27 protein-coding genes and 1 tRNA gene are annotated in these 26,310 nt (G+C 72.4%); 14 read left to right on the top strand and 14 right to left on the bottom strand.

Annotated features, from left to right (window positions below):
• The first annotated feature begins 39 nt into the window (after positions 1–39).
• The 3 genes from AC07FV_RS21865 (at position 40) to AC07FV_RS21875 (ending at position 2,327) form a co-directional block, all read left to right on the top strand.
• A complete protein-coding gene (locus AC07FV_RS21865; RefSeq protein ID WP_383648601.1) occupies positions 40–1,191 on the top strand; it encodes an acyl-CoA dehydrogenase family protein in 1,152 nt (383 codons plus the stop codon).
• 116 nt (positions 1,192–1,307) lie between these two features.
• Positions 1,308–1,622 carry a YiaA/YiaB family inner membrane protein gene (locus tag AC07FV_RS21870; RefSeq protein WP_053128400.1) on the top strand — a complete coding sequence of 105 codons (315 nt, stop codon included), beginning with the start codon at positions 1,308–1,310 and terminating at the stop codon, positions 1,620–1,622.
• A 60-nt stretch (positions 1,623–1,682) separates the two neighbouring features.
• Complete coding sequence (locus AC07FV_RS21875; RefSeq protein ID WP_479089018.1) at positions 1,683–2,327, top strand: TetR/AcrR family transcriptional regulator; 645 nt, start codon at positions 1,683–1,685, stop codon at positions 2,325–2,327.
• Here AC07FV_RS21875 and AC07FV_RS21880 read toward each other — a convergent pair.
• A complete protein-coding gene (locus AC07FV_RS21880) occupies positions 2,318–2,779 on the bottom strand; it encodes a MaoC family dehydratase (protein ID WP_383648606.1) in 462 nt (153 codons plus the stop codon). The two genes, AC07FV_RS21875 and AC07FV_RS21880, sit on opposite strands and share 10 nt — an antisense overlap.
• 120 nt (positions 2,780–2,899) lie before the next feature.
• On the opposite strand from AC07FV_RS21880, the gene soxR reads away from it, so the two are divergent.
• Positions 2,900–3,421, top strand: coding sequence for a redox-sensitive transcriptional activator SoxR (gene soxR, locus AC07FV_RS21885; protein WP_479089019.1), 522 nt, complete (start codon positions 2,900–2,902; stop codon positions 3,419–3,421).
• A 140-nt stretch (positions 3,422–3,561) separates the two neighbouring features.
• On the opposite strand, the gene AC07FV_RS21890 is transcribed toward soxR, so the two are convergent.
• The gene (locus AC07FV_RS21890; RefSeq protein ID WP_479089020.1) at positions 3,562–4,296 is read right to left on the bottom strand and encodes a 3-keto-5-aminohexanoate cleavage protein; all 735 of its coding nucleotides are present in this window, start codon (positions 4,294–4,296) and stop codon (positions 3,562–3,564) included.
• A 95-nt stretch (positions 4,297–4,391) separates the two neighbouring features.
• A complete protein-coding gene (locus tag AC07FV_RS21895; RefSeq protein ID WP_356606030.1) occupies positions 4,392–4,994 on the bottom strand; it encodes a hypothetical protein in 603 nt (200 codons plus the stop codon).
• Positions 4,995–5,216: 222 nt separating this feature from the next.
• On the opposite strand from AC07FV_RS21895, the gene AC07FV_RS21900 reads away from it, so the two are divergent.
• The gene (locus AC07FV_RS21900) at positions 5,217–8,036 is read left to right on the top strand and encodes a penicillin acylase family protein (RefSeq protein WP_479089021.1); all 2,820 of its coding nucleotides are present in this window, start codon (positions 5,217–5,219) and stop codon (positions 8,034–8,036) included.
• A gap of 55 nt (positions 8,037–8,091) precedes the next feature.
• Here the strand turns inward: AC07FV_RS21900 and AC07FV_RS21905 are convergent, their stop codons facing one another.
• A complete protein-coding gene (locus AC07FV_RS21905) occupies positions 8,092–9,348 on the bottom strand; it encodes an exo-beta-N-acetylmuramidase NamZ family protein (protein WP_479089022.1) in 1,257 nt (418 codons plus the stop codon).
• A 172-nt stretch (positions 9,349–9,520) separates the two neighbouring features.
• On the opposite strand from AC07FV_RS21905, the gene AC07FV_RS21910 reads away from it, so the two are divergent.
• The 3 genes from AC07FV_RS21910 to AC07FV_RS21920 are packed head-to-tail and all read left to right on the top strand — an operon-like array spanning position 9,521 to position 12,586.
• Positions 9,521–10,291 (top strand): SDR family oxidoreductase, encoded by a 771-nt coding sequence (locus AC07FV_RS21910; RefSeq protein ID WP_479089023.1) that lies wholly within the window; start codon positions 9,521–9,523, stop codon positions 10,289–10,291.
• Positions 10,288–11,958, top strand: coding sequence for a class I adenylate-forming enzyme family protein (locus tag AC07FV_RS21915; RefSeq protein ID WP_479089024.1), 1,671 nt, complete (start codon positions 10,288–10,290; stop codon positions 11,956–11,958). The genes AC07FV_RS21910 and AC07FV_RS21915 overlap by 4 nt, the downstream gene beginning before the upstream one ends.
• Positions 11,959–11,992: 34 nt before the next feature.
• A complete protein-coding gene (locus AC07FV_RS21920) occupies positions 11,993–12,586 on the top strand; it encodes a TetR/AcrR family transcriptional regulator (protein ID WP_479089025.1) in 594 nt (197 codons plus the stop codon).
• Between the two features lie 37 nt (positions 12,587–12,623).
• Here AC07FV_RS21920 and AC07FV_RS21925 read toward each other — a convergent pair whose 3' ends face one another.
• From AC07FV_RS21925 to AC07FV_RS21935, 3 genes are all read right to left on the bottom strand, one after another.
• A complete protein-coding gene (locus AC07FV_RS21925) occupies positions 12,624–13,838 on the bottom strand; it encodes an acyl-CoA dehydrogenase family protein (RefSeq protein WP_479089026.1) in 1,215 nt (404 codons plus the stop codon).
• Positions 13,839–13,844: 6 nt separating this feature from the next.
• Positions 13,845–14,867 (bottom strand): phosphotransferase family protein, encoded by a 1,023-nt coding sequence (locus AC07FV_RS21930; protein WP_479089027.1) that lies wholly within the window; start codon positions 14,865–14,867, stop codon positions 13,845–13,847.
• A 175-nt stretch (positions 14,868–15,042) separates the two neighbouring features.
• A complete protein-coding gene (locus AC07FV_RS21935; RefSeq protein WP_356606014.1) occupies positions 15,043–15,339 on the bottom strand; it encodes a hypothetical protein in 297 nt (98 codons plus the stop codon).
• A 73-nt stretch (positions 15,340–15,412) separates the two neighbouring features.
• Between AC07FV_RS21935 and AC07FV_RS21940 the strand changes: the two genes are divergently transcribed.
• A complete protein-coding gene (locus AC07FV_RS21940) occupies positions 15,413–16,354 on the top strand; it encodes an NADP-dependent oxidoreductase (protein WP_479089028.1) in 942 nt (313 codons plus the stop codon).
• A gap of 37 nt (positions 16,355–16,391) precedes the next feature.
• Here AC07FV_RS21940 and AC07FV_RS21945 read toward each other — a convergent pair whose 3' ends face one another.
• The 3 genes from AC07FV_RS21945 to AC07FV_RS21955 form a co-directional block, all read right to left on the bottom strand.
• Entirely contained in the window at positions 16,392–16,706 is a 315-nt protein-coding gene (locus AC07FV_RS21945) for a DUF202 domain-containing protein (RefSeq protein WP_479089252.1), read from the bottom strand.
• Positions 16,703–17,095 (bottom strand): YidH family protein, encoded by a 393-nt coding sequence (locus AC07FV_RS21950; protein WP_479021077.1) that lies wholly within the window; start codon positions 17,093–17,095, stop codon positions 16,703–16,705. Before AC07FV_RS21950 ends, AC07FV_RS21945 begins: the two co-directional genes overlap by 4 nt.
• 123 nt (positions 17,096–17,218) lie before the next feature.
• On the bottom strand, positions 17,219–17,728 hold the full coding sequence (locus tag AC07FV_RS21955) for an NUDIX hydrolase (protein WP_479089029.1): 510 nt from the start codon (positions 17,726–17,728) through the stop codon (positions 17,219–17,221).
• Between the two features lie 448 nt (positions 17,729–18,176).
• Here AC07FV_RS21955 and AC07FV_RS21960 point away from each other — a divergent pair, with 448 nt between their 5' ends.
• The gene (locus AC07FV_RS21960; protein WP_479089030.1) at positions 18,177–19,127 is read left to right on the top strand and encodes a tetratricopeptide repeat protein; all 951 of its coding nucleotides are present in this window, start codon (positions 18,177–18,179) and stop codon (positions 19,125–19,127) included.
• A 34-nt stretch (positions 19,128–19,161) separates the two neighbouring features.
• Positions 19,162–20,700 (top strand): APC family permease, encoded by a 1,539-nt coding sequence (locus AC07FV_RS21965; protein ID WP_479089031.1) that lies wholly within the window; start codon positions 19,162–19,164, stop codon positions 20,698–20,700.
• A 126-nt stretch (positions 20,701–20,826) separates the two neighbouring features.
• Here the strand turns inward: AC07FV_RS21965 and AC07FV_RS21970 are convergent, their stop codons facing one another.
• Both AC07FV_RS21970 and AC07FV_RS21975 read right to left on the bottom strand, forming a co-directional pair.
• Positions 20,827–22,224 carry a GntP family permease gene (locus AC07FV_RS21970; RefSeq protein WP_479089032.1) on the bottom strand — a complete coding sequence of 466 codons (1,398 nt, stop codon included), beginning with the start codon at positions 22,222–22,224 and terminating at the stop codon, positions 20,827–20,829.
• Positions 22,225–22,312: 88 nt separating this feature from the next.
• Entirely contained in the window at positions 22,313–22,840 is a 528-nt protein-coding gene (locus tag AC07FV_RS21975) for a gluconokinase (protein WP_479089033.1), read from the bottom strand.
• A gap of 137 nt (positions 22,841–22,977) precedes the next feature.
• Here AC07FV_RS21975 and AC07FV_RS21980 point away from each other — a divergent pair, with 137 nt between their 5' ends.
• Complete coding sequence (locus AC07FV_RS21980; protein WP_053128367.1) at positions 22,978–23,679, top strand: FadR/GntR family transcriptional regulator; 702 nt, start codon at positions 22,978–22,980, stop codon at positions 23,677–23,679.
• A gap of 6 nt (positions 23,680–23,685) precedes the next feature.
• On the opposite strand, the gene AC07FV_RS21985 is transcribed toward AC07FV_RS21980, so the two are convergent.
• Both AC07FV_RS21985 and AC07FV_RS21990 read right to left on the bottom strand, forming a co-directional pair.
• Complete coding sequence (locus AC07FV_RS21985; RefSeq protein WP_479089034.1) at positions 23,686–24,060, bottom strand: YchJ family protein; 375 nt, start codon at positions 24,058–24,060, stop codon at positions 23,686–23,688.
• A gap of 70 nt (positions 24,061–24,130) precedes the next feature.
• Positions 24,131–24,218: transfer RNA gene (locus tag AC07FV_RS21990), tRNA-Leu, on the bottom strand.
• A gap of 173 nt (positions 24,219–24,391) precedes the next feature.
• On the opposite strand from AC07FV_RS21990, the gene AC07FV_RS21995 reads away from it, so the two are divergent.
• On the top strand, positions 24,392–25,717 hold the full coding sequence (locus AC07FV_RS21995) for a M20/M25/M40 family metallo-hydrolase (RefSeq protein ID WP_479089035.1): 1,326 nt from the start codon (positions 24,392–24,394) through the stop codon (positions 25,715–25,717).
• Positions 25,718–25,882: 165 nt separating this feature from the next.
• A complete protein-coding gene (gene chpH, locus AC07FV_RS22000; protein WP_053128361.1) occupies positions 25,883–26,116 on the top strand; it encodes a chaplin ChpH in 234 nt (77 codons plus the stop codon).
• Positions 26,117–26,310: the final 194 nt, after the last annotated feature.

Genomic DNA, 26,310 nt, shown 5'->3' on the forward strand with positions numbered 1-26,310 from the left:
TACGGCTTCCAAGACGTCTTTCCTGTGGGGTGACTCGGCATGAACCTGGAGCTCAGCGAGGAGCAGAGCGCCGTACGGCAGCTCGCGCGGGACTTCGTGGAGCGCGAGATCGCCCCGCACGTCGTCGCCTGGGACCGTGCCGAGGAGGTGGACCGGTCGATCGTGAAGAAGCTCGGCGAGGTCGGCTTCCTCGGGCTCACCGTCGACGAGGAGTACGGCGGCTCGGGCGGCGACCACCTCGCGTACTGCCTGGTCACCGAGGAGCTGGGGCGAGGTGACAGCTCGGTGCGCGGCATCGTCTCCGTCTCCCTCGGCCTGGTCGCCAAGACCGTCGCCGCGTGGGGCGACGAGGAGCAGAAGCGGCGCTGGCTGCCTGGGCTCACCTCCGGCGAGTACGTCGGCTGCTTCGGACTGACCGAGCCCGGCACGGGGTCGGACGCCGGGAACCTGTCCACCCGCGCGGTCCGCGACGGCGGCGACTACGTCATCAACGGCACCAAGATGTTCATCACCAACGGCACCTGGGCCGACGTCGTGCTGCTCTTCGCCCGCTCGACCGACGCCCCCGGCCACAAGGGCGTCTCCGCCTTCCTGGTGCCCACCGACACGCCCGGCCTCAGCCGCCGCGCCGTCCACGGCAAGCTCGGGCTGCGCGGCCAGGCCACCGCCGAGCTGGTCCTGGAGGACGTGCGCGTCCCCGCCTCCGCGATGCTGGCCCCCGAGGGCAAGGGCTTCTCGGTCGCCATGTCGGCCCTCGCCAAGGGCCGGATGTCGGTGGCGGCCGGCTGTGTCGGCATCGCCCAGGCCGCGCTGGACGTCGCCGTGCGGTACGCGGGCGAGCGCGAGCAGTTCGGGAAGACCATCGCCCACCACCAGCTGGTGCAGGAGCTGATCAGCGACATCGCCCTCGACGTGGACGCGGCCCGGTTGCTGACGTGGCGGGTCGCCGACCTGATCGACCGCGGACAGCCCTTCACCGTCGAGTCCTCCAAGGCCAAGCTGTTCGCCTCGGAGGCCGCCGTGCGCGCCGCCAACAACGCCCTCCAGGTCTTCGGCGGCTACGGCTACATCGACGAGTACCCGGCCGGGAAGCTGCTGCGCGACGCCCGTGTGATGACCCTCTACGAGGGCACCAGCCAGATCCAGAAGCTGGTCATCGGACGGGCGCTGACGGGGGTGTCGGCCTTCTGAGCCCCGGCCTTCCGGGCCCCGGACTCCGGGCCCCAGGCCCTGAGCCCCGGCCCTGAGTACCGGGGCTGAGTACGCGGGCGGATGTGGCCGGGGCCGCGTCCGCCGATCCTGTTCCCATGAATGACACATCGGTCAAGCAGCAGAGCACGGCGGCCTTCTACGGTCAGGCCGTCGCGTCGTTCTCGGTCGCCATGGCCGCCACCGCCATCGGCATCTACCAGCTCGAGGCCGACCCCTGGGTGCGCGCCTTCCTCGCCATAGCCGTCCTGTACCTGGTCACCTCGGCCTTCACCCTGGCCAAGATCATCCGGGACCGCCAGGAGGTGGGGCAGATCGTGAGCCGGGTGGACCAGGCGCGGCTGGACAAGATCCTCGTCGAGCACGACCCCTTCCAGAAGCCGGGCGGCACCCCGGCACAGCAGCGCCCCTAAGCGACCGCTCAGCTTCGGCGGTATGGTGGTGCTCCTGTCACCGAGAGGGGCGAACAAGCGATGAGTACGGCGGCCGAGAAGACGGGCGGCGAGACCGAGCCGTGGGAAGAGGTCACCCCGGACGCGGCCCGGCGGCTCCTGGTCGCCGCGGTGGAGGCTTTCGCGGAGCGCGGGTACCACGCGACCACGACCCGCGACATCGCCGGGCGGGCCGGCATGAGCCCGGCCGCGCTCTACATCCACTACAAGACCAAGGAGGAGCTCCTCCACCGCATCAGCCGGATCGGCCACGCCCGGGCGGTCGCCATCCTGCGCGCCGCGGCCCAGGGCGAGGGGAACGCCGCCGAGCGGCTCGCCGACGCGGTCAGCTCCTTCGTACGCTGGCACGCCGGACGGCGCACCACCGCGCGGGTCGTCCAGTACGAGCTGGACGCGCTCGGACCCGAGGCCCGTGACGAGATCCTCGCGCTGCGCCGGCAGTGCGACGCCGCCGTGCGCGGCATCATCGACGACGGTGTGCTGTCGGGCGAGTTCGACGTGCCGGACGTCAAGGGCACGACGCTGGCCGTGCTCTCGCTCTGCATCGACGTGGCCCGCTGGTTCAACGTCAACGGGCCCCGCACGCCCGACGAGGTCGGCGCGCTCTACGCCGACCTCGTACTGCGGATGGTGGGGGCCCGGGCGCCGGGCGCCGCTCAGACGTAGTAGCGCGAGACGGACTCGGCGACGCACACGGGCTTGTCGCCGCCCTCGCGTTCCACGGTGAAGGCGACGGTCACCTGGATCCCTCCCTTGACGTCCTCGACGCCGGTGATCGTCGCCGTGGCGCGCAGCCGCGAGCCGACCGGGACGGGGGAGGGGAAGCGCACCTTGTTGGTGCCGTAGTTGACGCCCATCGTCACGCCCTCGACCCGGATGAGCTGCGGTCCGAAGAGCGGCAGCAGCGACAGGGTGAGGTAGCCGTGCGCGATGGTGGTGCCGAACGGGCCCGCGGCGGCCTTCTCCGGGTCCACGTGGATCCACTGATGGTCGCCGGTCGCCTCCGCGAAGAGGTCGATCCGCTTCTGGTCGACCTCCAGCCAGTCGGTGTACCCCAGTTGCTCGCCGACTGCCGCCTTCACCTCGTCGGTGGATGTGAAGATCCTGGGCTCTGCCATGTCCCGGCCTCTCTGCTCGCTCGACCTGTTCCCGCGACTCTAAGCGACTGCTTAGCATGGTCGCCCGCGGAGCCCATGTCAACGGACCGGCGACGTGGCGGGGTCGGTAGGGTTGGGGGAGTGCCCCAGATTCCCGAGAAGATCCACGAGCTCACGGTCGGCCAGCTCGCCGCGCGCAGCGGCGCCGCCGTCTCCGCCCTGCACTTCTACGAGGCCAAGGGCCTGATCAGCAGTCGCCGCACCTCGGGCAACCAGCGCCGCTTCAGCCGTGACACGCTGCGCCGGGTGGCCTTCGTGCGCGCGGCGCAGCGCGTGGGCATCCCGCTCGCCACGATCCGCGAGGCGCTCGCCGAGCTGCCCGAGGAGCGCACGCCCACCGAGGAGGACTGGGCCCGGCTCTCCGAGTCCTGGCGTTCCGAACTGGACGAGCGCATCAAGCAGCTGAACCGGCTCCGCGACCACCTCACCGACTGCATCGGCTGCGGCTGCCTGTCCCTGGACACCTGCGTCCTGTCCAACCCCGACGACGCCTTCGGCCAACGCGGCACCGGCTCCCGCCTGTTGGTGGAGCGCCGGGACCCCGTCACCCGGGGCGGCGGCACGCGGCGCGGGCGTCGCGCGCAGGCGGAGTGCTGCGACTGAGGTCGGGCAGGGCCGCCGTCCGCGCCCCTGCCTGACGGCGCGTCACCGGGGAGGTGCTCGCCCGCTCCCGGGGCCGCACGGCGACGGTACGGTCGCGCGACGCAAGGCCCGCCCCGGACCGCCCCTGCGGAGCCGGGACCTCAGGCCCGTCCGCTCCGCCGGGCCGACGCCCACTCGGCCAGCCCCGCGGTGACCAGCTCGGCGTTGGACGCGGCCCGCCGGCCGTCCGAGAGGCACAGGGTGTCCTCCAGACCGACGCGGGTCGCCAGACCGAGGCGGCCGGCCAGGCGCAGGACCGGCCAGGTGCCGGCCTCCTCGCCGTGGAGCAGGACCGGGCGTCCGTGGGCCGTGCCGACGGCGGACAGCAGCTCGCGCGCCGTCTCCCGGGCGGTCGCCGGGTCGGTGTCGGTGACCTCGGCCAGTACGCGCAGCACCCGCGGTGCGAGGGGCGAGCGCCGGAACAGGGCCGGACCGTCCGTGCCCGACCAGAGGCCGGCCTCCACGCCCACCCCGCGCTCGATCAGCGCCGCGGCGACCTGCTCGGCGCCGGGCTCGTGCCAGTTGACGGAGGCGTGGTCGGGCAGGACCGTCCAGCTGCGCACCCGCGCCGCGCGGACGGCCGGATCGGGTTCGGCCCAGGCGCCCGTGGTGACGCCGACCGGGACCGGTACCCGTGCCCGTACCGCGTCCAGGGTGGCCGCGAGCACCCGGGGCGACAGCGAGTCGCGCCCGCACGGCGTCTTGGGGTGGACGTGGACGTCCGTGGCCCCCGCGGTGACCGCCGCGGCCACGGACTCGGCGACCGCCTCCGGGGACAGCGGCACCACCGCCCCGTCGACGCCCGCCCTGCTGCCGTTCGCGCACACCTGCACCATCTCCCCATGGTGCCCGGCGCCGGCGACGACACGCGTCGCCCGCGGCTCTCCGCGGTCCGTCGGGGGTGCGGCATCCCCTGCGCACCCCCGGTCGGCTACGCCGACATCAGCAGTCGCCCCCGGCGGGCGTCCGCCAGCGCGTCGGGGGTGAGGACGGGCCGCGGGACGAGTATTCCGCAGTCCGTGCAGACGGGCCCGGTCGAGGGCTCGTGATCCAGGTCGTACTTCCAGACGAGACGCTCCCCGTCGCACACCGGGCACACGGACCCGGGTGCGCGCTCCAGCGCGGAGATGAGGTTCCGCAGCACCTCGGCCAGCGGTCCGTCGGGGTGGACGCGGGGGTCGTCGCACCAGGCGACCCCGAATCCGCCCCAGGTCAGCCGGTGCCAGTCGTCCACGCTGCCCGGCCTGCGCAGCCCGTCGTGCTTCTCCTTCCTGCGTCGCTCGGCGAACTCGCCCTCGTAGGCCAGCCACACCGAGCGCGCCGCCTCCAGCTCCTCCAGTGCGGCCACGAGCCGCGCCGGTTCGGGAGAGCGGTCCTCGGGGCCGAACCCGGCCCGGGAGCACAGATGGTCCCAGGTCGCCCTGTGCCCGTAGGGGGCGAACCGCTCAAGACACTTGCGCAGTGAATAGCGCCGCAGCGCCAGGTCGCACCGTGGATCGCGGACCTGTCTCGCCAGACTTCGGAAACCGGCCATCGCCCTGCACCTCCGTCACACCTGCACCTGCACTTCGGTCACTTCGGCGTCGTCGTACGGACGTCGCCGAATAGACGTATCGACACGCGATTCGGCTCCATCCGATTTCCGATGCCCCTCATCAGCCGATCCACCCACTCCAAAAAGTGACGCATGTTCATCTTCCAAGTCGGCGATACCGGCGGTAACGTCCCGCCACCACCCCCGTCGGGAGGAGCTGCCATGCCACGGCGCACCCCACGCAACGCCCTCGACAGACTGAGAACTCCCCGCGGCCTCCACGGGTTCCTGAAGGGCGCTTCCGTATGCGCCCTCATCGCCGGTCTTCTGTCACCGCTTTCCCCCGCGATGGCCGCCGGAACGGACCCGGCCCCGGAAAGGACCACGCAACCGGCGACCGCGGCAGCGGCGAACGACCACTGCGGCGGCCAGTGTTCCGACATCCTGCCGCCCGGACAGAACGGCAACGCCACCCTCGCCCAGATCCTCCTCAACCAGGCCTTCGGCACCCAGCCGGCCCACGCCGAGGACCAGCTCGGGCCCTACGCGAACCTCGCCACCGGCTACTCCGGCCTCACCAACGACAAGATCAACACGTTCTTCAACGACGCCTCGTTCGGCGTCCCGGCCGGCCAGGTCGCCTCCACCGTCCGCCCCGCCGGGCGCGATGACGTGACCATCGTCCGCGACAAGAGGACGGGGGTGCCGCACATCACCGGCACCACCCGCTACGGCACCGAGTTCGGGGCCGGGTACGCGGCCGCGCAGGACCGGCTGTGGCTGATGGACCTCTTCCGGCACGTGGGACGCGGCCAGTTGACGCCCTTCGCCGGCGGCGCCCCCGCCAACCAGGGCCTGGAGCAGCAGTTCTGGCGCAGCGCCCCGTACACCGAGGCCGACCTGGAGGCACAGATCCTCAGCGCCGCCGCCAAGGCCGGCGAGCGCGGCGAGCTGGCCCTGGCCGACGTGGACGCCTACGTCGCCGGCATCAACGCCTACATCGACGCCTCCGACAAGGGACGCTACTTCCCCGGCGAGTACGTCCTGACCGGCCACAAGAACGCCCTCACCAACGCGGGCACCATCGAGCGCTTCAAGCGCACCGACCTGATCGCCCTGGCCTCCGTGATCGGCTCCCTCTTCGGCTCGGGCGGCGGCGGCGAGGTCAACAACGCCCTCTCCCTGCTCGCCGCCCAGGAGAAGCACGGCGTCGCCGAGGGGACGAAGGTCTGGGAGTCCTTCCGCCAGCGCAACGACCCCGAGGCCCTCCTCACCCAGCAGGACGGCAGCTTCCCGTACCTGCCCAAGCCGGACGCCCCCCAGGGCCGGGCCCTGCCCGACGCCGGCTCGGTGACCTCCGAGCCGCTCGTGCACGACCGCACGGGCAGCGCGGCCGGCCCGGACGCGGCCGGCGCCTCGGCGACGGCGGCGGACACGGCCGTCACCTCGGCCCGGCGCGGCATGTCCAACGCCCTCGTCGTCAGCGGCGAGCACACCGCGAGCGGTCACCCGGTCGCCGTCTTCGGCCCGCAGACCGGCTACTTCGCCCCGCAGCTCCTGATGCTCCAGGAGATCCAGGGGCCCGGCATCAGCGCCCGCGGCGCCTCCTTCGCCGGCCTGAGCATGTACGTGGAACTGGGCCGCGGCCAGGACTACGCGTGGAGCGCGACCACCTCCGGCCAGGACATCATCGACACCTACGCCGTCGAGCTGTGCCAGGACGACCACCACTACCTGTACCGCGGCACCTGCACGCCGATGGAGAAGATCGAGCGCAAGAACGCCTGGAAACCGACCGTCGCCGACTCCACCGCGGCCGGCTCCTACACGATGCGGGTCTGGCGCACGAAGTACGGCCCGGTCGAGTACCGCGCCACCGTCGGCGGCAAGAAGGTCGCCTACACCTCGCTGCGCTCCTCGTACCTGCACGAGGCCGACTCGATCATCGGCTTCCAGATGCTGAACGACCCGGACTACCTGACCGGTCCCGAGCGCTTCCAGAGCGCCGTCCAGAACATCAACTACACCTTCAACTGGTTCTACGCCGACTCCGAGCGCACCGCGTACTACAACAGCGGCGACAACCCGGTACGGGCGACCGGCGTCGACGCCGACTTCCCGGTGTGGGCGCGCCCGTCCCACGAGTGGGCCGACTGGGACCCGGCCGCCAACACCGCCCGCTACACGCCCGCGTCCGCCCACCCCCGCTCGGTCGACCAGGACTACTACGTCTCCTGGAACAACAAGCTGGCGAAGGACTACACCACCGCCCCCTGGGGCAACGGCTCCGTCCACCGCGGCAACCTCCTCGACGAGCGGGTGCGGAAGCTGGTCGCCGAGGGCGGTGTCACCCGGGCCGCGCTGGTGCGGGCGATGGCCGAGGCGGGCCTCGCCGACCTGCGGGCCGAGGCCGTCCTGCCCGACCTGCTCAAGGTGATCGACTCCGCGCCGGTGACCGACCCCGCGGCCAAGGCGGCCGTGGACGGCCTGCGGGCATGGACCGGGGCGGGCGCCCTGCGTACGGAGACGTCGGCCGGTTCCAGGAAGTACGCCCATGCCGACGCGATCCGCACGCTGGACGCCTGGTGGCCGCTGCTGGTGAAGGCCGCGTTCGAACCCGGCCTCGGCAGCGAGCTGTACACCGCCATCACCCGGAGCATCCCCGTGGACGAGGCCCCGTCCGCCGCCCACGGCCCGACCGGCGCGCACGCCGGCAGCGCCTTCCAGTACGGCTGGTGGAGCTATGTCGACAAGGACGTCCGGGCCGTGCTCGGCGAGCCCGTGAAGGGACCCCTCGCGCGCGCGTACTGCGGGGGCGGCGACCTCGCCGCCTGCCGGGACACCCTGGTCACCACCCTGAAGGAGGCGGCGGGCCGCACCGCCGCCCAGGTCTACCCCGGCGACGACCACTGCTCGGCGGGCGACCAGTGGTGCGCCGACTCCGTGATCCACCGCACCCTGGGAGGCATCAAGCACGGCGGGATCGGCTGGCAGAACCGTCCGACCTACCAGCAGGTCGTGGAGTTCACGTCCCACCGGTGACCCGACCGGCCGGCCCCGCGGTCACCTGCGGTCACCTGTGGAGCCGGCCCCGCGGTCACCTGTAGAGCAGGTAATGGCGGCGCGTCCTTCGGAACGCCGCCAGTTCCCTCTCCCAGCCGCCCACCACCTCGTCGGTGTCCGCACCGGCGTCGATCATGGTCCGGACCTGGGTGGAGCCGGTGAGCTTGTCGATCCAGTTGTCCGGCCGCCAGGCGAAGCCGTCCCAGCTCCGCTTCGCCGTCACCAGCAGCGCGATCCCGGTGCGCACCGGGTCCAGGGCGGCCCGGTCGTGCACGTGGAGCTGCACGCCCCCGACCGTCTTCCCCTGGAACTTGGAGAAGGTGGGCGCGAAGTACGCCTCGCGGAACCGCACCCCGGGCAGCCCCAGCTCGTTCGCGGCGGCGGCCCAGCTCCCGTCGATCCCCTCGGCCCCGAGCAGTTCGAAGGGCCGGGTGGTGCCGCGCCCCTCGGACAGGTTCGTGCCCTCGAACAGGCACGTCCCCGAGTACACCAGCGCGCACTCCGGCGTCGGCATGTTGGGGCTCGGCGGCACCCAGGGCAGCCCGGAGGCGTCGTAGAAATCCGAGCGCCGCCAGCCCGACATCGCCACGGTCTCCAGCGGCACCGGCGAGGCGAGGAACTCGCCGTTGAACAGCCGCGCCAGTTCGGCCACCGTCATCCCGTGCGCCTGGGCGATGGGCTTGCGGCCGACGAAGGTCGCGAACTCCTCGTGCAGCACCGGCCCGAGGGCCGCCCGCCCGGTCACCGGGTTGGGCCGGTCCAGGACCACGAACCGCTTCCCCGCGAGCCGGGCCGCCTCCATGCAGTCGTACAGCGTCCAGATGTACGTGTAGAAGCGCGCGCCCGCGTCCTGGATGTCGAAGACGACGGTGTCCACGCCGGACGCGGTGAAGACGTCCGCCAGCGGCTGCCCGCTCTTCAGGTACGTGTCGTAGACCGGCAGCCCGGTCGCGGGGTCGTCGTACCGGCCCTCGGAACCGCCCGCCTGCGCGGTGCCCCGGAACCCGTGCTCGGGGCCGAAGACGGCCGTGAGGTCCACCCGGTCGTCGGCGTGCATGACGTCGACGATGTGGCGTACGTCCCGGGTGATGCCGGTCGGGTTGGTGACGACGCCGACCCGCTGCCCGTCGAGCAGGGCGTAGCCGTCGTCGGCGAGGCGCTCGAAGCCGGTACGGAGCCGGCGGCCGCCGTGCCCCCCGGGCGCCGCCTGCGCCGTGCCGGTCGCGGCGGCTCCGGTGGTGGCCGCGACCGCGGCCGTGGTGGCGAGCAGGGACCGTCTGGACAGCGTCATGCGGTGACCTCCGTGATCGCGGCGGGTGTCATGCGCACGCACGCTAACCCGCGCCGAGTGCCCGGCGGAACGGACCGGACCGCGGTTCGCCCCTTCCGCCGCACATACCGACTGGTTAGTCTGGCGCTGCAACGGGGAGCCAGCAGTGCCCGAGCCGTGTCGAAGGAGACCGATGGTGGAAGCCGTGCAGGATGCCGGAGTCGTGGTCACCGGGGCGGGAGGCGGCATCGGTGCCGCGCTGGCCCGCCGCTTCGCGGCCGAGGGGGCCAGGGTCGTCGTCAACGACCTGGACGCCGACCGGGCGAAGGCCGTGGCCGACGAGATCGGCGCCGTCGCCGTCCCGGGCGACGCCTCGTCGATCGTCTCCGCGGCGCGTGAGGCGCTGGACGGCAGGGTCGACGTGTACTGCGCCAACGCGGGCGTCGGCTCCGGGGGCACCGAGGCGGCCGACGAGACCGTCTGGGCGCTCGCCTGGGACGTCAACGTGATGGCGCACGTGCGGGCGGCGCACGAACTCATCCCGGACTGGCTGGAGCGCGGCAGCGGCCGTTTCGTCTCCACCGTCTCCGCCGCCGGACTGCTCACCATGATCGGTGCCGCCCCCTACAGCGTCACCAAGCACGGCGCCTACGCCTTCGCCGAGTGGCTCTCCCTGACGTACCGCCACCGCGGCGTCAAGGTCCACGCCATCTGCCCGCAGGGCGTGCGCACCGACATGCTCACCGCGAGCGGCAGCGCCGGCGACCTGGTGCTCGCCCCGACCGCCATCGAGCCCGAGGACGTCGCGGACGCCCTCTTCCGGGGCATCGAGGAGGACCGGTTCCTGATCCTGCCGCACCCCGAGGTCGCCGAGTACTACAAGGCCCGCGCCGTCGAGCCGGACCGCTGGCTGCACGGCATGAACAGGCTCCAGCGGCAGTGGGAGGAGGCGGCGGCCCGATGACCGGCTCCCGTTACGCGGCCAAGCCCTGGCTGGACCTGCTGACCGATGCCCAGAAGGCGCCGCTGAGCCCGGAGCCCTCCCTGGTGCACGCCCTGCGCCGGGCCGCGGCCGCCGCCCCCGACCGGACCTTCCTCGCCTACTTCGACGGCCGCCTCAGCTACCGCGAGGTGGACGAGCTGAGCGACTCCGTCGCCGGGCACCTCGCCGCACGCGGCCTGGAGCGCGGCGACCGGGTCGCGGTCCTGTTGCAGAACTCGCCGCACTTCGTGCTCGCGGTTTTGGGGGCCTGGAAGGCCGGCGCGGTGGTCGTGCCCGTCAACCCCATGTACAAGGCGGGGGAGGTCGGGCACGTCCTGCGGGACGGCGAGGTGGCCGCCCTGATCTGCTCCGACCGGGCCTGGGAGTCGTACCTGCGCCGGACGGCCGCCGACTCGCCGGTGCGGATCGTGCTCACCGGCTGCGAGCTGGACTTCCAGAGCCGCCGGGACGAGCGCGTCCTGACCTTCGAGCGGCTGCCGCGGGCCGCCGACGCCGACGACCTCGCGGAGGTGGCCCGCGGCGGCCACCAGGCCCCCGAGGGACGCGACCCGAGCCCCGCCGACACCGCCCTCATCAGCTACACCTCGGGCACCAGCGGCACGCCCAAGGGCGCCACCAACACGCACCGCAACATCATGTACAACGCCGAGCGCCAGCGCACCGGGCTCGGCCTGCCCGAGGCGCCGGTCTACTTCGCGCTGGCGCCGCTGTTCCACATCACCGGCATGGTCTGCGAGTTCGGCGCCTGCCTGAACAGCGCGGGCACGCTCGTGCTGGCCTACCGCTTCGAGGCGGGCGTCGTGCTGGACGCCCTCGCGGAGCACCGGCCGCACTACACGGTCGGCCCGTCCACCGCGTTCATGGCGCTGGCCGCCCACCCGTCGGTGACCCGCGAGCACTTCGCGTCCTTCGCGAACATCTCCTCCGGCGGCGCCCCGCTGCCGCCCGCCCTGGTCGACAAGTTCCGGGCCGGCTTCGGACCGTACATCCGCAACGGCTACGGGCTGACCGAGTGCACGGCCCCCTGCGCCTCCGTACCGCCCCACCTGGAAGCGCCCGTCGACCCGGTCTCCGGGACCCTCGCCGTCGGCGTGCCCGGCCCCGAGACCGTCGTCCGGATCGTCGACGAGGAGGGCGCCGAGGTGCCCTTCGGCGAGCAGGGCGAGATCGTCGTGAGCGGCCCCCAGGTCGTCCCCGGCTACTGGCGCCGCCCCGACGCCACCGCCGAGACCTTCCCCGGCGGCGAGCTGCGCACCGGGGACATCGGCTTCATGGACGCCCAGGGGTGGCTCTACGTCGTCGACCGCAAGAAGGACATGATCAACGCCTCCGGCTTCAAGGTCTGGCCGCGCGAGGTCGAGGACGTGCTCTACACCCACCCGGCGGTACGCGAGGCCGCCGTCGTCGGCGTGCCCGACGGGTACCGCGGCGAGACCGTCAAGGCGTACATCAGCCTCCGTCCGGGTGCCGAGGCGGACCCGGCGGCACTCGCCGCGTACTGCGAGGAGAAACTGGCCGCGTACAAGTACCCGCGCCAGGTGGAGATCCTGCCCGAGCTGCCGAAGACGGCGAGTGGGAAGATCCTCCGTCGGGAACTGCGTTCCCGAACGCACCAGGACGGACAGTGAACGGACACTGAAAACGGAAAGGCAGGTGACGGCAGTGCCCAGGACCACGGACGGGGACGGCACTCCGGTGCCGCAGCGGCTCCTGGCCGCCGCCACCCGGCTCTTCGCCGAGCAGGGCTACGACCGCACCTCGGTACAGGAGATCGTGGAGGCGGCCGGCGTCACCAAGGGGGCCCTGTACCACTACTTCGGCTCCAAGGACGACCTGCTGCACGAGGTCTACGCGCGCGTGCTGCGCCTCCAGCAGGAACGCCTGGACGCCTTCGCGGCCTCCGACGACCCCGTCGAGAAGCGGGTGCGGGACGCGGCGGCCGACGTCGTCGTCACCACCATCGACAACCTCGACGACGCGTCGATCTTCTTCCGCTCCATGCACCAGCTGAGCCCGGAGAAGAACAAGCAGGTGCGCGCGGAGCGCCGGCGCTACCACGAACGCTTCCGCGCGCTCATCGAGGAGGGCCAGCAGACCGGCGTCTTCACCAAGGAGGCACCGGCCTCGCTGGTGGTGGACTACCACTTCGGCTCGGTCCACCACCTGTCCACCTGGTACCGCCCCGACGGACCGCTCACCCCGCAGGAGGTGGCCGACCACCTGGCCGACCTGCTGCTGCGCGCGCTGCGCCCCTGAGGTGACGCCCCCCGGGTCCCGGGGGGCGCCGTCCCGTTCAGAGGTACTTCTTGATCTCCCGGCGGGCCAGCGAGCGCTGGTGCACCTCGTCCGGACCGTCGGCGATCATCAGCGTCCGGGCACCCGCGTACAGCTCGGCCAGCGGGAAGTCCTGGCTCACGCCGCCCGCGCCGTGCAGCTGGATGGCCCGGTCGATGATGTCGACCACCGCGCGCGGCGTGGCGATCTTGATGGCCTGGATCTCGGTGTGCGCGCCCCGGTTGCCGACGGTGTCCATCAGCCACGCCGTCTTCAGCACGAGGAGCCGCAGCTGCTCCACGGTGACCCGCGCGTCCGCGATCCAGTTCTGCACCACGCCCTGCTGGGCCAGCGCCTTGCCGAACGCGGTACGGTCCACCGCCCGGCGGCACATCAGCTCGATCGCGCGCTCCGCCATGCCGATCAGCCGCATGCAGTGGTGGATGCGGCCCGGTCCGAGGCGGGCCTGGGCGATGGCGAAGCCGCCGCCCTCCTCGCCGATCAGGTTCGCCACCGGCACGCGCGCGTGGTCGAAGGTCACCTCGGCGTGGCCGCCGTGGTAGTGGTCCTCGTAGCCGAAGACCTGCATGGCCCGGTCGACGGTGACGCCGGGCGTGTCGCGGGGGACCAGCACCATCGACTGCTGGCGGCGGATGTCCTCGCCGCCCGGGTCGGTCTTGCCCATCACGATGAAGATCCGGCAGTCCGGGTTCATCGCCCCGGAGATGTACCACTTCTTGCCCGTGACGACGTACTCGTCGCCGTCCCGCTCGATGTGCGTGGTGATGTTCGTGGCGTCCGAGGAGGCCACGTCCGGCTCGGTCATCGCGAAGGCCGAGCGGATCTCGCCGGCGAGCAGCGGCTGGAGCCACTGCTTCCGCTGCGTCTCGTCGGCGAACTGGGCGAGCACCTCCATGTTGCCGGTGTCCGGCGCCGCGCAGTTCACCGCCGTCGGCGCCAGCTGCGGGCTGCGGCCGGTGATCTCGGCGAGCGGGGCGTACTGGAGGTTGGTGAGGCCCGCGCCGTGCTCGGCGTCGGGCAGGAAGAGGTTCCACAGGCCCTGGCGGCGGGCCTCGGCCTTGAGGTCCTCGACGACCTGCGGGGTGTCCCACGGGGAGGCGAGGCGGGCGCGCTGCTCGTGGGCGACCGGCTCGGCCGGATAGACGTACTCGTCCATGAAGGCGAGCAGCCTGGCGCGGAGTTCCTCGGTGCGTGCGTCGTACGCGAAGTCCATGACGGGTCAGCCCTTCTGAAGGGTGGTCAGGCCGTGCTCGATGAAGACGGGGACGAGATCGCCGATGCGGTCGAAGCCGCGGCCGACCGTCTGGCCCAGCGTGTAGCGGTAGTGGATGCCCTCCAGGATCACGGCGAGCTTGAACCAGGCGAAGGCCGTGTACCAGGCCACGGCGGACACGTCGCGCCCCGAGCGCGCGGCGTACCGCTCGATCAGCTCGGACGGGGCGGGGTGGCCGGGGGCCTGGGCGGTGGTGGAGACCGGCGAGTCGGGCATGCCGAGCGGCATGCTGTACATCACCAGCAGGCCGAGGTCGGTGAGCGGGTCGCCGAGGGTGGACATCTCCCAGTCGAGGATCGCCTTGATCTCGTCGTCGCCGCCGATCAGCACGTTGTCGAGGCGGTAGTCGCCGTGCACGACCGCCGGGGCCGGGGAGGCGGGCAGCTCCCGGCCCAGGGTGGCGTGCAGTTCGTCGATGCCGGCCAGGTCGCGGTTGCGGGAGGCGTCCAGCTGCTTGGACCAGCGGCGCAGCTGCCGGTCGAGGAAGCCCTCGGGGCGGCCGAAGTCCGCGAGGCCCACCTCGGCGGGGTCCACCGCGTGCAGTTCGACGAGTGTGTCTACCAGGTTCAGCACGGCGGAGCGGGTGCGCTCGGGTCCGAGCGGGGCGAGCTGGTCGGCGGTGCGGTACGGGGTGCCCTCGACGAACTCCATGACGTAGAACGGCGCCCCGAGGACCTCCTCGTCCTCGCAGAGGAGGAGGGTCCGCGGCACCGGCACGTTCGTCGGGTGCAGCGCGCTGATCACGCGGTGCTCGCGCTTCATGTCGTGCGCGGTGGCCAGGACGTGGCCGAGCGGGGGGCGCCGTACGACCCAGCGCGCGGTGCCGTCCGAGACCGCGTAGGTGAGGTTCGACCGTCCGCCCTCGATCAGCCGGCCGGACAGCGGGCCGGTCACCAGGCCGGGCCGCTCGCGATCGAGCAGGCCGCGCAGCCGGTCGAGATCGAGTCCGGGCGGGTGGTCGGGGCTCATCATCGCTCCTACGGGCAGGCGAACAGTACCCGAGTCATGATGCCGACCAGTCGGTATGCCGTCCAGTGGGAGGACGGAACGTGATCGGTGCCACGGCGGACCGGCGGCCCCCCGCGCCCTGCTCGCGGGGGACCGCCGGTCCGTGGGTGCCCGGGGGCGGCGTACTGCCCGTCGGTCAGTGGTCGTCCCAGTGGCCGTCGTGCGCGGCGTGCCGGTGGCCGTCGTGGAGGTAGTCGACGTGGTCGCCGTGGCGCACGCGCGCGTGCCCGCAGTTCTCGTCGTGGCGGTGCTCGTGGCTCCCGTGCGCGGTGTGCCCGGCGGGCTCGCACTCGTCCCAGTGGCCGCTGTGGGCGCGGTGCAGATGCCCGTCGTGCGCGTAGTCGACGTGGTCGCCGTGCGGCACCTCGTCGTGCCCGCAGGCCGGGCCGTGGTCGTGCTCGTGGGCCGTGTGTTCCTGGTGGAGTGTGGTCATGGCGCTCACCTTAAGGGTGCATATGCGGACATGTGGGTTGCGTGGTGCCCGGGTACCCCGGAGGGTCGGAGCCATGAAGGCGATCAGTTACGCACAGTACGGCGGTCCCGAGGCGCTGGAGTACGGGGAGGTCCGCGATCCGCGGGTGGGCCCCGACTCGGTGCTCGTGGAGGTGCGGGCCGCCGCCGTCAACCCCGTCGACTGGAAGTGCCGGGACGGACACCTCGACGCGGTCCTCCAGCCCGTCTTCCCGGTGGTGCCCGGGTGGGACGTCGCGGGGGTCGTGGTGCGGCCCGGGGCGGCCGTCACGGAGTTCGCGGCCGGGGACGAGGTCATCGGCTACGTCCGCGAGGACTTCCTCTCCCGGGGGACCTTCGCCGAGTACGTGGCGGCGCCCGTGCGCACCCTCGCGCGCAAGCCGCGCAACCTCAGCTGGGAGGAGGCGGCCGGGCTGCCGCTGACCGGGCTGACCGCGTACCAGGTGATGAACGGGGCGCTCGGCGTCGGCCGGGGCGACACCGTGCTCGTGCACGCCGCGGCGGGCGGGGTGGGCTCGATCGCCGTCCAGCTGGGCCGGCACGCCGGGGCGCGGGTCATCGGCACGGCGAGCGAACACAACCACGACTTCGTGCGGGGGCTGGGCGGGGAACCGGTCGCGTACGGGGAGGGGCTGGCGGAGCGGGTGCGGGGGCTGGCGCCCGAGGGCGTGGACGCGGTGTTCGACACGGTCGGCGGCGAGACGCTGAGGACCTCGGCCGAGCTGCTGGCGGCCGGGGGCCGCCTGGCGTCGATCGCCGACGCGGACGTCGTCGACCACGGCGGGCGGTACTGCTTCGTACGGCCCGACGCGGGGGACCTGCTGCGGCTGACCGAGCTGGCGGAGCAGGGGGTGGTGAGCGTGCACGTGTCGGAGACCTTCCCGCTGGAGCGGGCGGCGGACGCCCACCGGCGGAACCAGGAGGGCCGGACGCGGGGGAAGATCGTGGTCACGGTGGACCGGGAGGAGCCGCGGTGACGCACGGGTCCGGGCCGGGAGCCGAGGGCGCCGGGAGCTAGAGGACGAGGAAGGCGCCGCACACCGCGAGCGCGACCGTGCACAGGGCCGCCGCCGCGGCCGAGGGCGGGGTCAGCGCGCGGGGCCGGCTGGTCGCGGCGAGGGTGCGGATGCGGACGTGGGCGAGGCGCAGGAAGGCCGTCCACACGGCGCAGCACAGGGCGGCGGCGACCACCGAGGCCGGGGTCGCGCCCCCGTGCAGGGCGGCCTTCGCGGCGAGTACGGCGACGACGGTGCCCGACAGGGTCGTGCGGCGCCAGGCGAGCCGGGTGCGTTCGGGCTGGAGGCCCGGGTCCCGGGTGCTCACGCTCAGCCTTCCCAGCCGACGAGGACCACGACGACCATGACCAGGGCGACCACGGCGACCACCAGACCGAGCAGCGCCGGGAAGCGGGAGACCGGGAGGTCCTCGCCGCGGCGCATGGCCCGCTCGCAGCGCACCCAGTGGTTCACGGCGCGCAGCGAGCAGAGCACGCCGGCGGCGAGCAGGGCGAGGGCGAGCCCCACCCGCCAGCCCCAGCGCAGGTCGGGCAGGAACTGGTCCACCGCGAAACCGCCGCCGATCAGGGCGAGGGCCGTGCGCAGCCAGGCCAGGAAGGTGCGCTCGTTGGCCAGCGAGAAGCGGTAGTCGGGGGTGCCGCCCTCCTGCCGGACCTCCTCGGGGGCGAACCAGAGCCGGACGTTCCGCACGAATTCGATCACTTGGCGAGCCTATCCGGCGGGTGCCGGGCGGGCGCCGCCGCGGGCACCCCGCCCGACCGCCGGAGGCACCCGCACCCACGACGGGAGGGCGGGAGCCGGGGAGCGCATGGGGAGGGCGGGGCGTCAGGCGCGCCGGGCGCGCAGCCGCTCGTACGCCGCCAGACCGTCCGGCACCCACTCCCACTCCCGGAGCCGGCGCTCCACCTCCGCCTCCGTCAGGAAGTCGTGCCAGGCGACCTCCTCCGCCTGCGGGGCGACCGGCCCCTCGCAGCGCACCTCGTACACCGCCGACCACCAGCTCCGGCCGGCACCGTCGTCGTAGAGGAACGTGAAGAGGTGCTCCGGGCGGGGGAGCCGGGTCACCCCCAGTTCCTCCCGGGCCTCCCGCAGCGCCGCGTCGTCGTAGGACTCACCCGCGCCCACCACACCGCCCACGAACATGTCGTACAGGGACGGGAACACCAGCTTCGTCGGTGTGCGGCGGTGGACGAAGACGCGGCCCCCGGGGTCCCGGGCGTACACGAACACGCAGCGGTGGCGCAGTCCCCGCGTGTACACCTCGCCCCGCCGGGCCTGCCCGACGACCCGGTCGTTCCCGTCGACGATGTCGAGGATCTCGTCAGCAGCGCTCATGCCTCCATCCAAGCAGCGCCGCGTGGTCGGCGCCGGTGCAGGTCCGGTGCGCGCCGGTCGGGCGCCCGTGCCTCGCGGCATCGCGGGATGCAGGCCCGGCGGGACGATGCCGGTCACGACCCGCCGCGAGGCCGCCCGCCTGCCGGGCGAGGGCCCCGGTGTCGGTCCGCGGCCCGTCGCCGAGGAACGTACGTCGGTCGTCGTTTCGGGCCACCGGCGCGTAGGCCGGCTCCGGTGCGGGCGCGCACGGGGTGCCGGGCGGGAGCCGCATCCGGGTGGAAGGGCGGGGGATGCCGACCGACAAGTCCCCTTTTCAATAAGCGAGTTGACGCGTGTAACGGCTCGGTTCCCCTTGACGTCAAGCCGTGGCGGCCGGTTTGCTGTGCGTGATCAGTCCATGGCAGACCGGCTACGACGACCTACCGCGTCGCGTGAGGAAGTTCCCGCGGTGTCCCCACCTCCGCCTCCCCTCGGCCGCGGCCGAGGGCGCGCCGCCCAGGCCTTCGACGAGGCCCTCGACGACGCCGAACTCGTCGCCGCCCGGGCCGCGCTGGCCCAGGGGCGCTGGCAGTCCGCGCGTTCCCTGCTGGTCCACACGGGCGACGACTGGGACCGCCGGGGGCACCGGGTGTCCGTCCTCGCCAAGGAGCCCTACTGCGCCGCCTGGGTCCGCGAGTGGCTCCTCGCCGAACCGGACTCGGCCGACGCCTCGGTCCTGCTCGCCTTCGCCCTGGTCCACCGCGCCCTGCGCGGCAAGGAGAAGGCGGACCGGGCACGGCAGGCGTGCCGGGACGCGGCCGCGCTCGTCCCCGGCGACCCCACCCCCTGGCTCGGACTGCTCGTCCTGGAGCGCTCGCTGGGCGTGGACGACGCCGTCATACGCGTCTTCGAGGCGGTGCGCGGCCGGTACGCCGACCACCACCACGCCCACCACCTGATGGTGGCCCGGCTCGCCGAACGCGTGGGCGACGGCGAGGCGGACCCGCTGCACGAGGTGTACGACTTCGCGAACTGGGCCGCCGAGCAGGCCCCCGCGGACTCCCCGCTGGCAGTCCTCCCGGTCGTCGCACACGCCGAGCGCTACCGCGTGCTGGCCGCCGCCGGCCACGGCTCCGCCCACCCGAGCGCCTCCGGCCACTGGGTCGGCCGGCGCGCCCGGCTCGTGATGAAGGCCGCCTTCGACTGGTGGCTGGAGTGGGAGCAGGACGGCCATCCCCGCCGCCTGATCGACCTCAACTTCCTCGCGCACGCCAAGAGCTGCGAGGGCCGGGGCGCCGAGGCCGCCGCCCTCTTCCACCGCATCGGCGAGCACGTCACGCCCGCCCCGTGGTCGTATCCGGACCGCGACCCCTACCCGGCCTTCCGTGCCGCCCGTGCCAGGGCGCTGGGCACGGCCTGACCCCCCGACGCACACGAAAGAAGGACGTCCTGCGATGACCAGGGGCAGTTCGAGCACGAGCCGATCCGCGAGCGGAGCCGCCATCAGCACCTTCAAGGGGCAGGAGCGGGCGCTGCGCGCCGACCGGCTGGGCACGGGGGGCCTGCTGCTCTCCGTCCTCGCCGCCACCGCCCCGCTGATGGTGGTCGCGGGCGTCATGCCCACCACCTTCGCGGTGATGGGCATCGTGGGGCAGCCGCTGCTCTTCGTGCTCCTGGGCGTGGTGCTGATCCTCTTCAGCGTCGGGTACGCCGAGATGAGCCGGCACGTCCACAACGCCGGGGCCTTCTACGCGTACATCTCCCGCGGGCTCGGCGGCACCGCCGGCGCCGCCGCCGCGCTCGTGGCGCTGGTCGCCTACAACGCGCTCCAGGTCGGCATCTACGGCATCCTCGGCTTCGAGGTCTCCGGGCTCCTGGCCACCTACGCCGACCTGGAGGTCGCCTGGTGGATACCGGCGCTGCTGGCCGTGCTCGCGGTCGGTGCCCTGGGCTGGCTGAAGATCGACGTCAACGCCCGGGTGCTGGGCGTGCTGCTGCTGATCGAGGTCGCGCTCGTGGTCGTGTTCGACATCGCCGCCGTCGCCGACCCGGGCGCCGAGGGGCTGTCGCTGCACGCCTTCGACCCGGGCACCCTGACCGGGGCGGGCGTGGGGACCGCGCTGTGCTTCTGCGTCGCCGCCTTCCTCGGCTTCGAGCAGGCACCCGTGTACGCCGAGGAGACCAGCCGCCCGCATGTCCTGGTGCCGCGTGTCATGTTCCTGGCAGTCGGTGGGGTCGCGGTGTTCTTCGCGCTCAGCAGCTGGGCCCTGACCGTCGCCACCGGCCCCGACAGGATCGTCGCAACCGCTCAGGAACAGAGCGCCGGGCTGCTCTTCTTCCTCACCGAGTCCCGGCTGGGCGGCACCTTCACCGACGTCCTGCACATCCTGTTCGTGACCGGCATGTTCGCCGCCCTGCTCAGCTTCCACAACGTCGTCGCCCGGTACGCCTTCGCCATGGGCCGGGAGGGGCTGCTGCCCGCCGCCTTCGGGCGGACCAGCGGCTCCAGCGGCGCGCCCGGCACCGGGTCGCTGCTCCAGACCGCGGTGTCCGCGGTCGTGGTCATCTGCTTCGCCGTCGCCGACGACAAGCCCCACGGCGACCCGACCCAGCCCGTCCTGCATCTGTTCACCTGGGGCGGCAACATCGGCGCTTTCGGCGTCATCGTGCTGATGGCCGCCGCCTCGTTCTCCGTGGTGGCCTTCTTCGTCCGCCGCGGCGCCGCCGGTGCCCAGAAGGCACGGCTCGCCACCTCCACCGTCGCGGGACTCGCCCTGCTGGTCATCGCCGGGTACACGGTCAGGGACTTCGACGTCCTCGTCGGCGCGGGCCCCGGTTCCGCCCTGAGCCGGCTGCTGCCCGGCGTCATCGGCCTCGCGGCGCTCGCCGGCCTGGTGCAGGGCCTGGTCCTGCGGGCCCGGGCACCCGAACGGCACGCGCGGATCGGCCAGGGCAACGAGGCGTTCCAGCTGGACAAGGCCGCGTCCTCCTGAGCCGCACCGGAGGCTCCCCGGCCTCCCGCGCAGGGCGGACCTCCCGGCCTGCCGCACACAGCGCAGCGGCCGCCCCCCCCCCACTCCGGGGAACGGCCGCTCTCTGCCGGCTCCGGGCCGGCGGCGCTAGATGATCAGGGACAACAGCAGGACCAGGGCACCGGCGACCACCGAGATGATCGTCTCCATGACGGACCAGGTCTTGATGGTCTGGCCGACGTTCAGGCCGAAGTACTCCTTCACCAGCCAGAAGCCGGCGTCGTTGACATGGCTGAAGAAGAGCGAGCCGGCGCCGATGGCCAGGACCAGCAGGGCCGCGTGCGTGGTCGACATGTCGGCCGCCAGCGGTGCGACCAGACCGGCCGCCGAGACGGTCGCAACGGTCGCCGAACCGGTCGCCAGCCGGATCGCCACCGCGATCAGCCAGGCCAGCAGCAGCGCCGGGATGGACCAGTCCTCGGAGATCTCGAGGATCATCTGGCCGACACCGGAGTCGATCAGCGTCTGCTTGAAGCCGCCGCCCGCGCCCACGATCAGCAGGATGCCCGCGATGGGCGCGAGACCCTTCTCGACCAGCCCCGAGAGGCGGTCCTTGCCGAACCCGGCCGGGCGCAGCAGTGTGAAGATGCCGACGATCACGGACGCGAGCAGGGCGATCAGCGGGTTGCCGATCACGTCGAAGGTGCGCTGCACCAGGTTCTCCGGGTCGTCGACGATGATGTCGACGAGCGCCTTGGCCAGCATCAGCACGACCGGCAGCAGGATGGTGGCCAGCGTGGCACCGAAACCGGGGCGCTTCTCCAGCTCCTCCGAGGCGCGCTGCGGGATCATGCGGTCGGGAGCCGGGACGTCCACCCAGCGGGCCGCGTACTTGGAGAAGACCGGGCCGGCGATGATCACCGTGGGGATGGCGACCAGGACGCCCAGCGCGAGCGTCACGCCGAGGTTGGCGCCCAGCGCGTCGATCGCGACCAGCGGACCGGGGTGCGGCGGGACCAGGCCGTGCATGACGGACAGTCCGGCCAGGGCCGGGATGCCGATGCGCATCAGCGAGTAGTTGCCGCGCTTGGCGACCATCAGCACGACCGGGATCAGCAGGACTATGCCGACCTCGAAGAAGAGCGGCAGTCCGATGACGGAGGCGATGAGGACCATCGTCCACGGCATCGAACGCGGGCTCGCCTTGGCGAGGATGGTGTCCACGATCTGGTCGGCGCCGCCCGAGTCGGCGAGCATCTTGCCGAGGATCGCGCCGAGCGCGATCAGTACGCCGACGCCCGCGACGGTGGAGCCGAGCCCGGCGGTGAAGCTGGTGATGACCTTGTCCAGCGGAGCCCCGGCGAACGCGCCGAGCGCCAGCGACCCGATGGTCAGCGACAGGAAGGCATGCAGCTTGAACTTGGTGATGAGCAGGACGATGACGGCGATGCCCAGGAGCACGGCGATGCCCAGCTGGGCGTGGCCGGCCGAGGTGATGGGCTCGACGGTGTCCGCTGCCAGCATCTCGGCGCTGAGTCTGGTCACGGTGGTTTCCTTGCGGTGATGGGGGTTCGGGGGGCTCCGGGGCCGGGCCCGCGGGTGGCGGCACGACCCCGCGAAGAGGGGAGAGGGGTTACTGGACCGGCTCGGGAAGGTCGGTCAGGGCGGTCGCCGCCCGTTCGGTGATCTCCTCGGGGGAGCCCGCGACGTCCACCGCGACCCCCGCCTCGTCCGGCTCCAGCGGCTGGAGCGTGGCGAACTGCGAGTCGAGCAGGGCCGTCGGCATGAAGTGCCCCTGCCGGTGCGACATCCGGTCCTCGATCAGCTCGCGGCTGCCCGTGAGGTGCACGAAGACGACCCCGGGAGCGGCGGCCCGCAGCCGGTCGCGGTACGACCGCTTCAACGCCGAGCTGCTCACCACCCCGCCGAGTCCCGCCCGCCCGTGCGCCCAGTCGCCGATGGCGTCCAGCCAGGGCCACCGGTCCTCGTCGGAGAGCGGGGTCCCGGCCGTCATCTTGGCGATGTTGGCCGGCGGATGGAAGTCGTCGCCCTCGGCGTAGGGAACGCCGAGGCGGGCCGCGAGCAGGGGACCGATCGTGGTCTTCCCGGTGCCCGCTACGCCCATGACCACGACGACATGGGGGGTGTGCAGTCGCTGCATCGCACTCTCGCTGTCTGCTGTCTTCGTCGACACGTGATGTCGACGCAACTGAAACCCATTAGGTACGACAAATTCAAGAGCCTGTGACATATAAGTCTGACTTTTTGTTCCCGTGACCTGCCCCGTACGCTGAGTGCATGAGCACACCGGGCCGAGGGCTGCACGGCCGCGTACTGGACACCCTCGGCCCCGCGATCACAGCGGGCGAATACCCCGCGGGCAGCGTTTTGCGCACGGACGAGCTGGCCCAGCGTTTCGAGGTGTCGCGCTCGGTGATGCGCGAGGCGGTCCGCGTCCTGGAGTCCATGCACCTCGTCGAGTCGCGCCGCCGCGTGGGCGTGACCGTCCTGCCCGAGTGCGAGTGGAACGTCTACGACCCGCAGGTCATCCGCTGGCGCCTGGCCGGCTCCGAGCGCCCGCGGCAGCTGCGCTCCCTCACCGTGCTGCGCTCGGCGGTCGAGCCGGTGGCGGCGGGGCTCGCGGCACGCCTCGCCACGCCCGAGCAGTGCGCCGAGCTGACCGAGTGCGCGCTCGGCATGGTCGCGAACTCGAGCGGCCACCGGCTGGAGCAGTACCTCTTCCACGACGTGGCCTTCCACCGCGTCATCCTGACCGCCTCCGGCAACGAGATGTTCGCGCGTCTCGGCGGTGTCGTCGCCGAGGTCCTGGCGGGCCGCACCCACCACGACGTGATGTTCGAGGACCCCGACCCGGCCGCCGTCACCCTGCACGTCCAGGTCGCCGAGGCGGTGCGCGCCCGGGACGCCGAGCGCGCCGAGCGGCTGACCCGGGAGATCACGGTGGGGGCGCTCCAGGAGCTGGACATCCTGGCGCCCTGACGCGGACTACTCCAGGAACTCCCCGTCCACGTACACCCACGCCCCTCCGTCCCGCTCGAACCGGCTGCGCTCGTGCAGCGACCCACCGCGGTAGGACGCCCGGAACGTCACGGTCCCGGCGGAGTGGAAGGCGGACCCGTCGGCGGTGGCGAGGATCTCCAGTCCGGCCCACCGCGTACCCGGGTCGAGATCGAGCCGCTCGGGGCGCGTCCGCGGATGCCACGTCCGCAGCAGGTAACCCGCGTCCAGCCGGACGAAGGCGCTGTAGCGCGAGCGCATCAGGGCCTCGGCGGTCGGCGCGGAAGCGGCACCCGAGTGGAAGCGGCCGCAACACTTCTCGTACGGACCGGGCAGCCCGCACGGGCAGGAGGGGGTGGTCATGGCGGCCATTGTGCCTGGTCGGAGCGGACCCCGGAAAAGCAGAGGACCCCTGGCGAGCAGGGGTCCTCACTGGTGTCCGAGGGGGGACTTGAACCCCCACGCCCGATAAAGGGCACTAGCACCTCAAGCTAGCGCGTCTGCCATTCCGCCACCCGGACAAGGTGTCTGTCGTGCGGGGCGTTGCCCGCGGCGACGACGTAAACATTACCAGGCTTTCCGGGGTGGCCGATCACCCCCTCCTTGGGCCCGGACGGTCCAGGGAGGAGGATGAGAGGGACCCACCGGCAGGGAAACCAGCAGGGACACCAGCAGTGACAGCGGGAGGAACCACGTGAGCGACTCGGGCACGGCCAGCAGCGTCACCGGCGAGGACGAGGTCGTCGACCTCTGCCGCGAGCTGATCCGGATCGACACCAGCAACTACGGGGACCACTCGGGCCCGGGCGAGCGCAAGGCGGCCGAGTGGGTCGCCGAGAAGCTCGCCGAGGTCGGACTCGAACCGCGGATCTTCGAGTCCCACCCCGGACGCGCGTCCACGGTGGCCCGGATCCAGGGCGAGGACCCGTCCCGGCCCGCACTGCTCATCCACGGCCACACCGACGTCGTCCCGGCCAACGCGGACGACTGGACCCACCACCCCTTCTCCGGCGAGATCGCGGACGGGTGCGTCTGGGGGCGCGGCGCGGTCGACATGAAGGACATGGACGCGATGACCCTGGCGGTCGTCCGCGACCGGCTGCGCAGCGGGCGCAGGCCGCCGCGCGACATCGTGCTGGCGTTCCTCGCGGACGAGGAGGCCGGCGGGACGTACGGGGCGCGGTACCTCGTCGACAAGCACCCCGGCCTCTTCGAGGGCGTCACCGAGGCGATCAGCGAGGTGGGCGGCTTCTCCTTCACGGTGAGCGAGCAGCGCCGCCTCTACCTGATCCAGACGGCCGAGAAGGGCATGCACTGGATGAAGCTGACCGTGGCCGGCACCGCCGGGCACGGCTCGATGATCCACCGCGACAACGCCATCACCGAGCTGTCGGAGGCCGTCGCACGCCTCGGCCGCCACCAGTTCCCCGTCCGGGTCACCAAGACCACCCGGGCCTTCCTCGACGAACTGGGCGACGCGCTCGGCACCGAGCTGGACCCGGAGAACATGGAGGGGACCCTCGCCAAGCTCGGCGGCATCGCCAAGCTCATCGGCGCGACCCTGAGCAACACCGCCAACCCGACGCAGCTGGGCGCGGGTTACAAGGTCAACGTCATCCCCGGCGAGGCCACCGCGCACGTCGACGGCCGGTTCCTGCCCGGCCACGAGGAGGAGTTCCTCGCCGATCTCGACCGGATCCTCGGCCCGAAGGTGCGGCGCGAGGACGTGCACGCCGACAAGGCCGTCGAGACCACCTTCGACGGCGCGCTCGTCGACGCCATGCAGTCCGCGCTGCTCGCCGAGGACCCGGCCGCCAAGGCGATCCCGTACATGCTCTCCGGCGGTACGGACGCGAAGTCCTTCGACGACCTCGGCATCCGGGGCTTCGGCTTCGCGCCGCTCAAGCTGCCGCCGGAGCTGGACTTCGCGGGCATGTTCCACGGGGTGGACGAGCGGGTGCCGGTGGAGGGACTGCAGTTCGGCGTGCGGGTGCTCGACCGTTTCATCGACGCGTCCTGAATCGCCCGGAGAAACGCGTCTTCCGCACCCGGCGCTATTCGGCCGCGCGTGCGGGAGGCGCCCGGGACGGGTGAATGCGCTCATAAGCTCGTAGCCTCATTACTCCCTCCTCGTTACAGGTGATGCGATCAGCAACCTGGATCGCTTTGCCAACTAGGAGGAACAATGTTCAAGAAGGTCGTCGCCGCCGCGGCTGCCACCGGTGGTCTGGTTCTCGCGGGCGCCGGCATGGCCGTCGCCGACTCCGGTGCCCAGGGTGCCGCTGTGCACTCGCCCGGCGTCCTCTCCGGCAACGTCGTTCAGGTGCCCGTCCACGTGCCGGTGAACGTCTGCGGCAACACGATCTCCGTGATCGGTCTGCTGAACCCCGCCTTCGGCAACGTCTGCATCAACAAGTGACGTTGCTCCTCGCCCCCTGAGGGTCTGAGTCCGTCGGGGCCAGGGGGGGGGGAAACAAGGCCCAGGGGGAAAGAAGGCGGGGACAACAAGGGGGGGGGAAAAAAAGAAAAACAAGAAAGCCCTCCCCTCCCCCCCCCCCCAACAAAAAAAAAAACCCCAAACACCACAAAAACGAAACAAGAAGAGGGCGCCTC

The organism is Streptomyces sp. NPDC045956 (assembly GCF_056430705.1).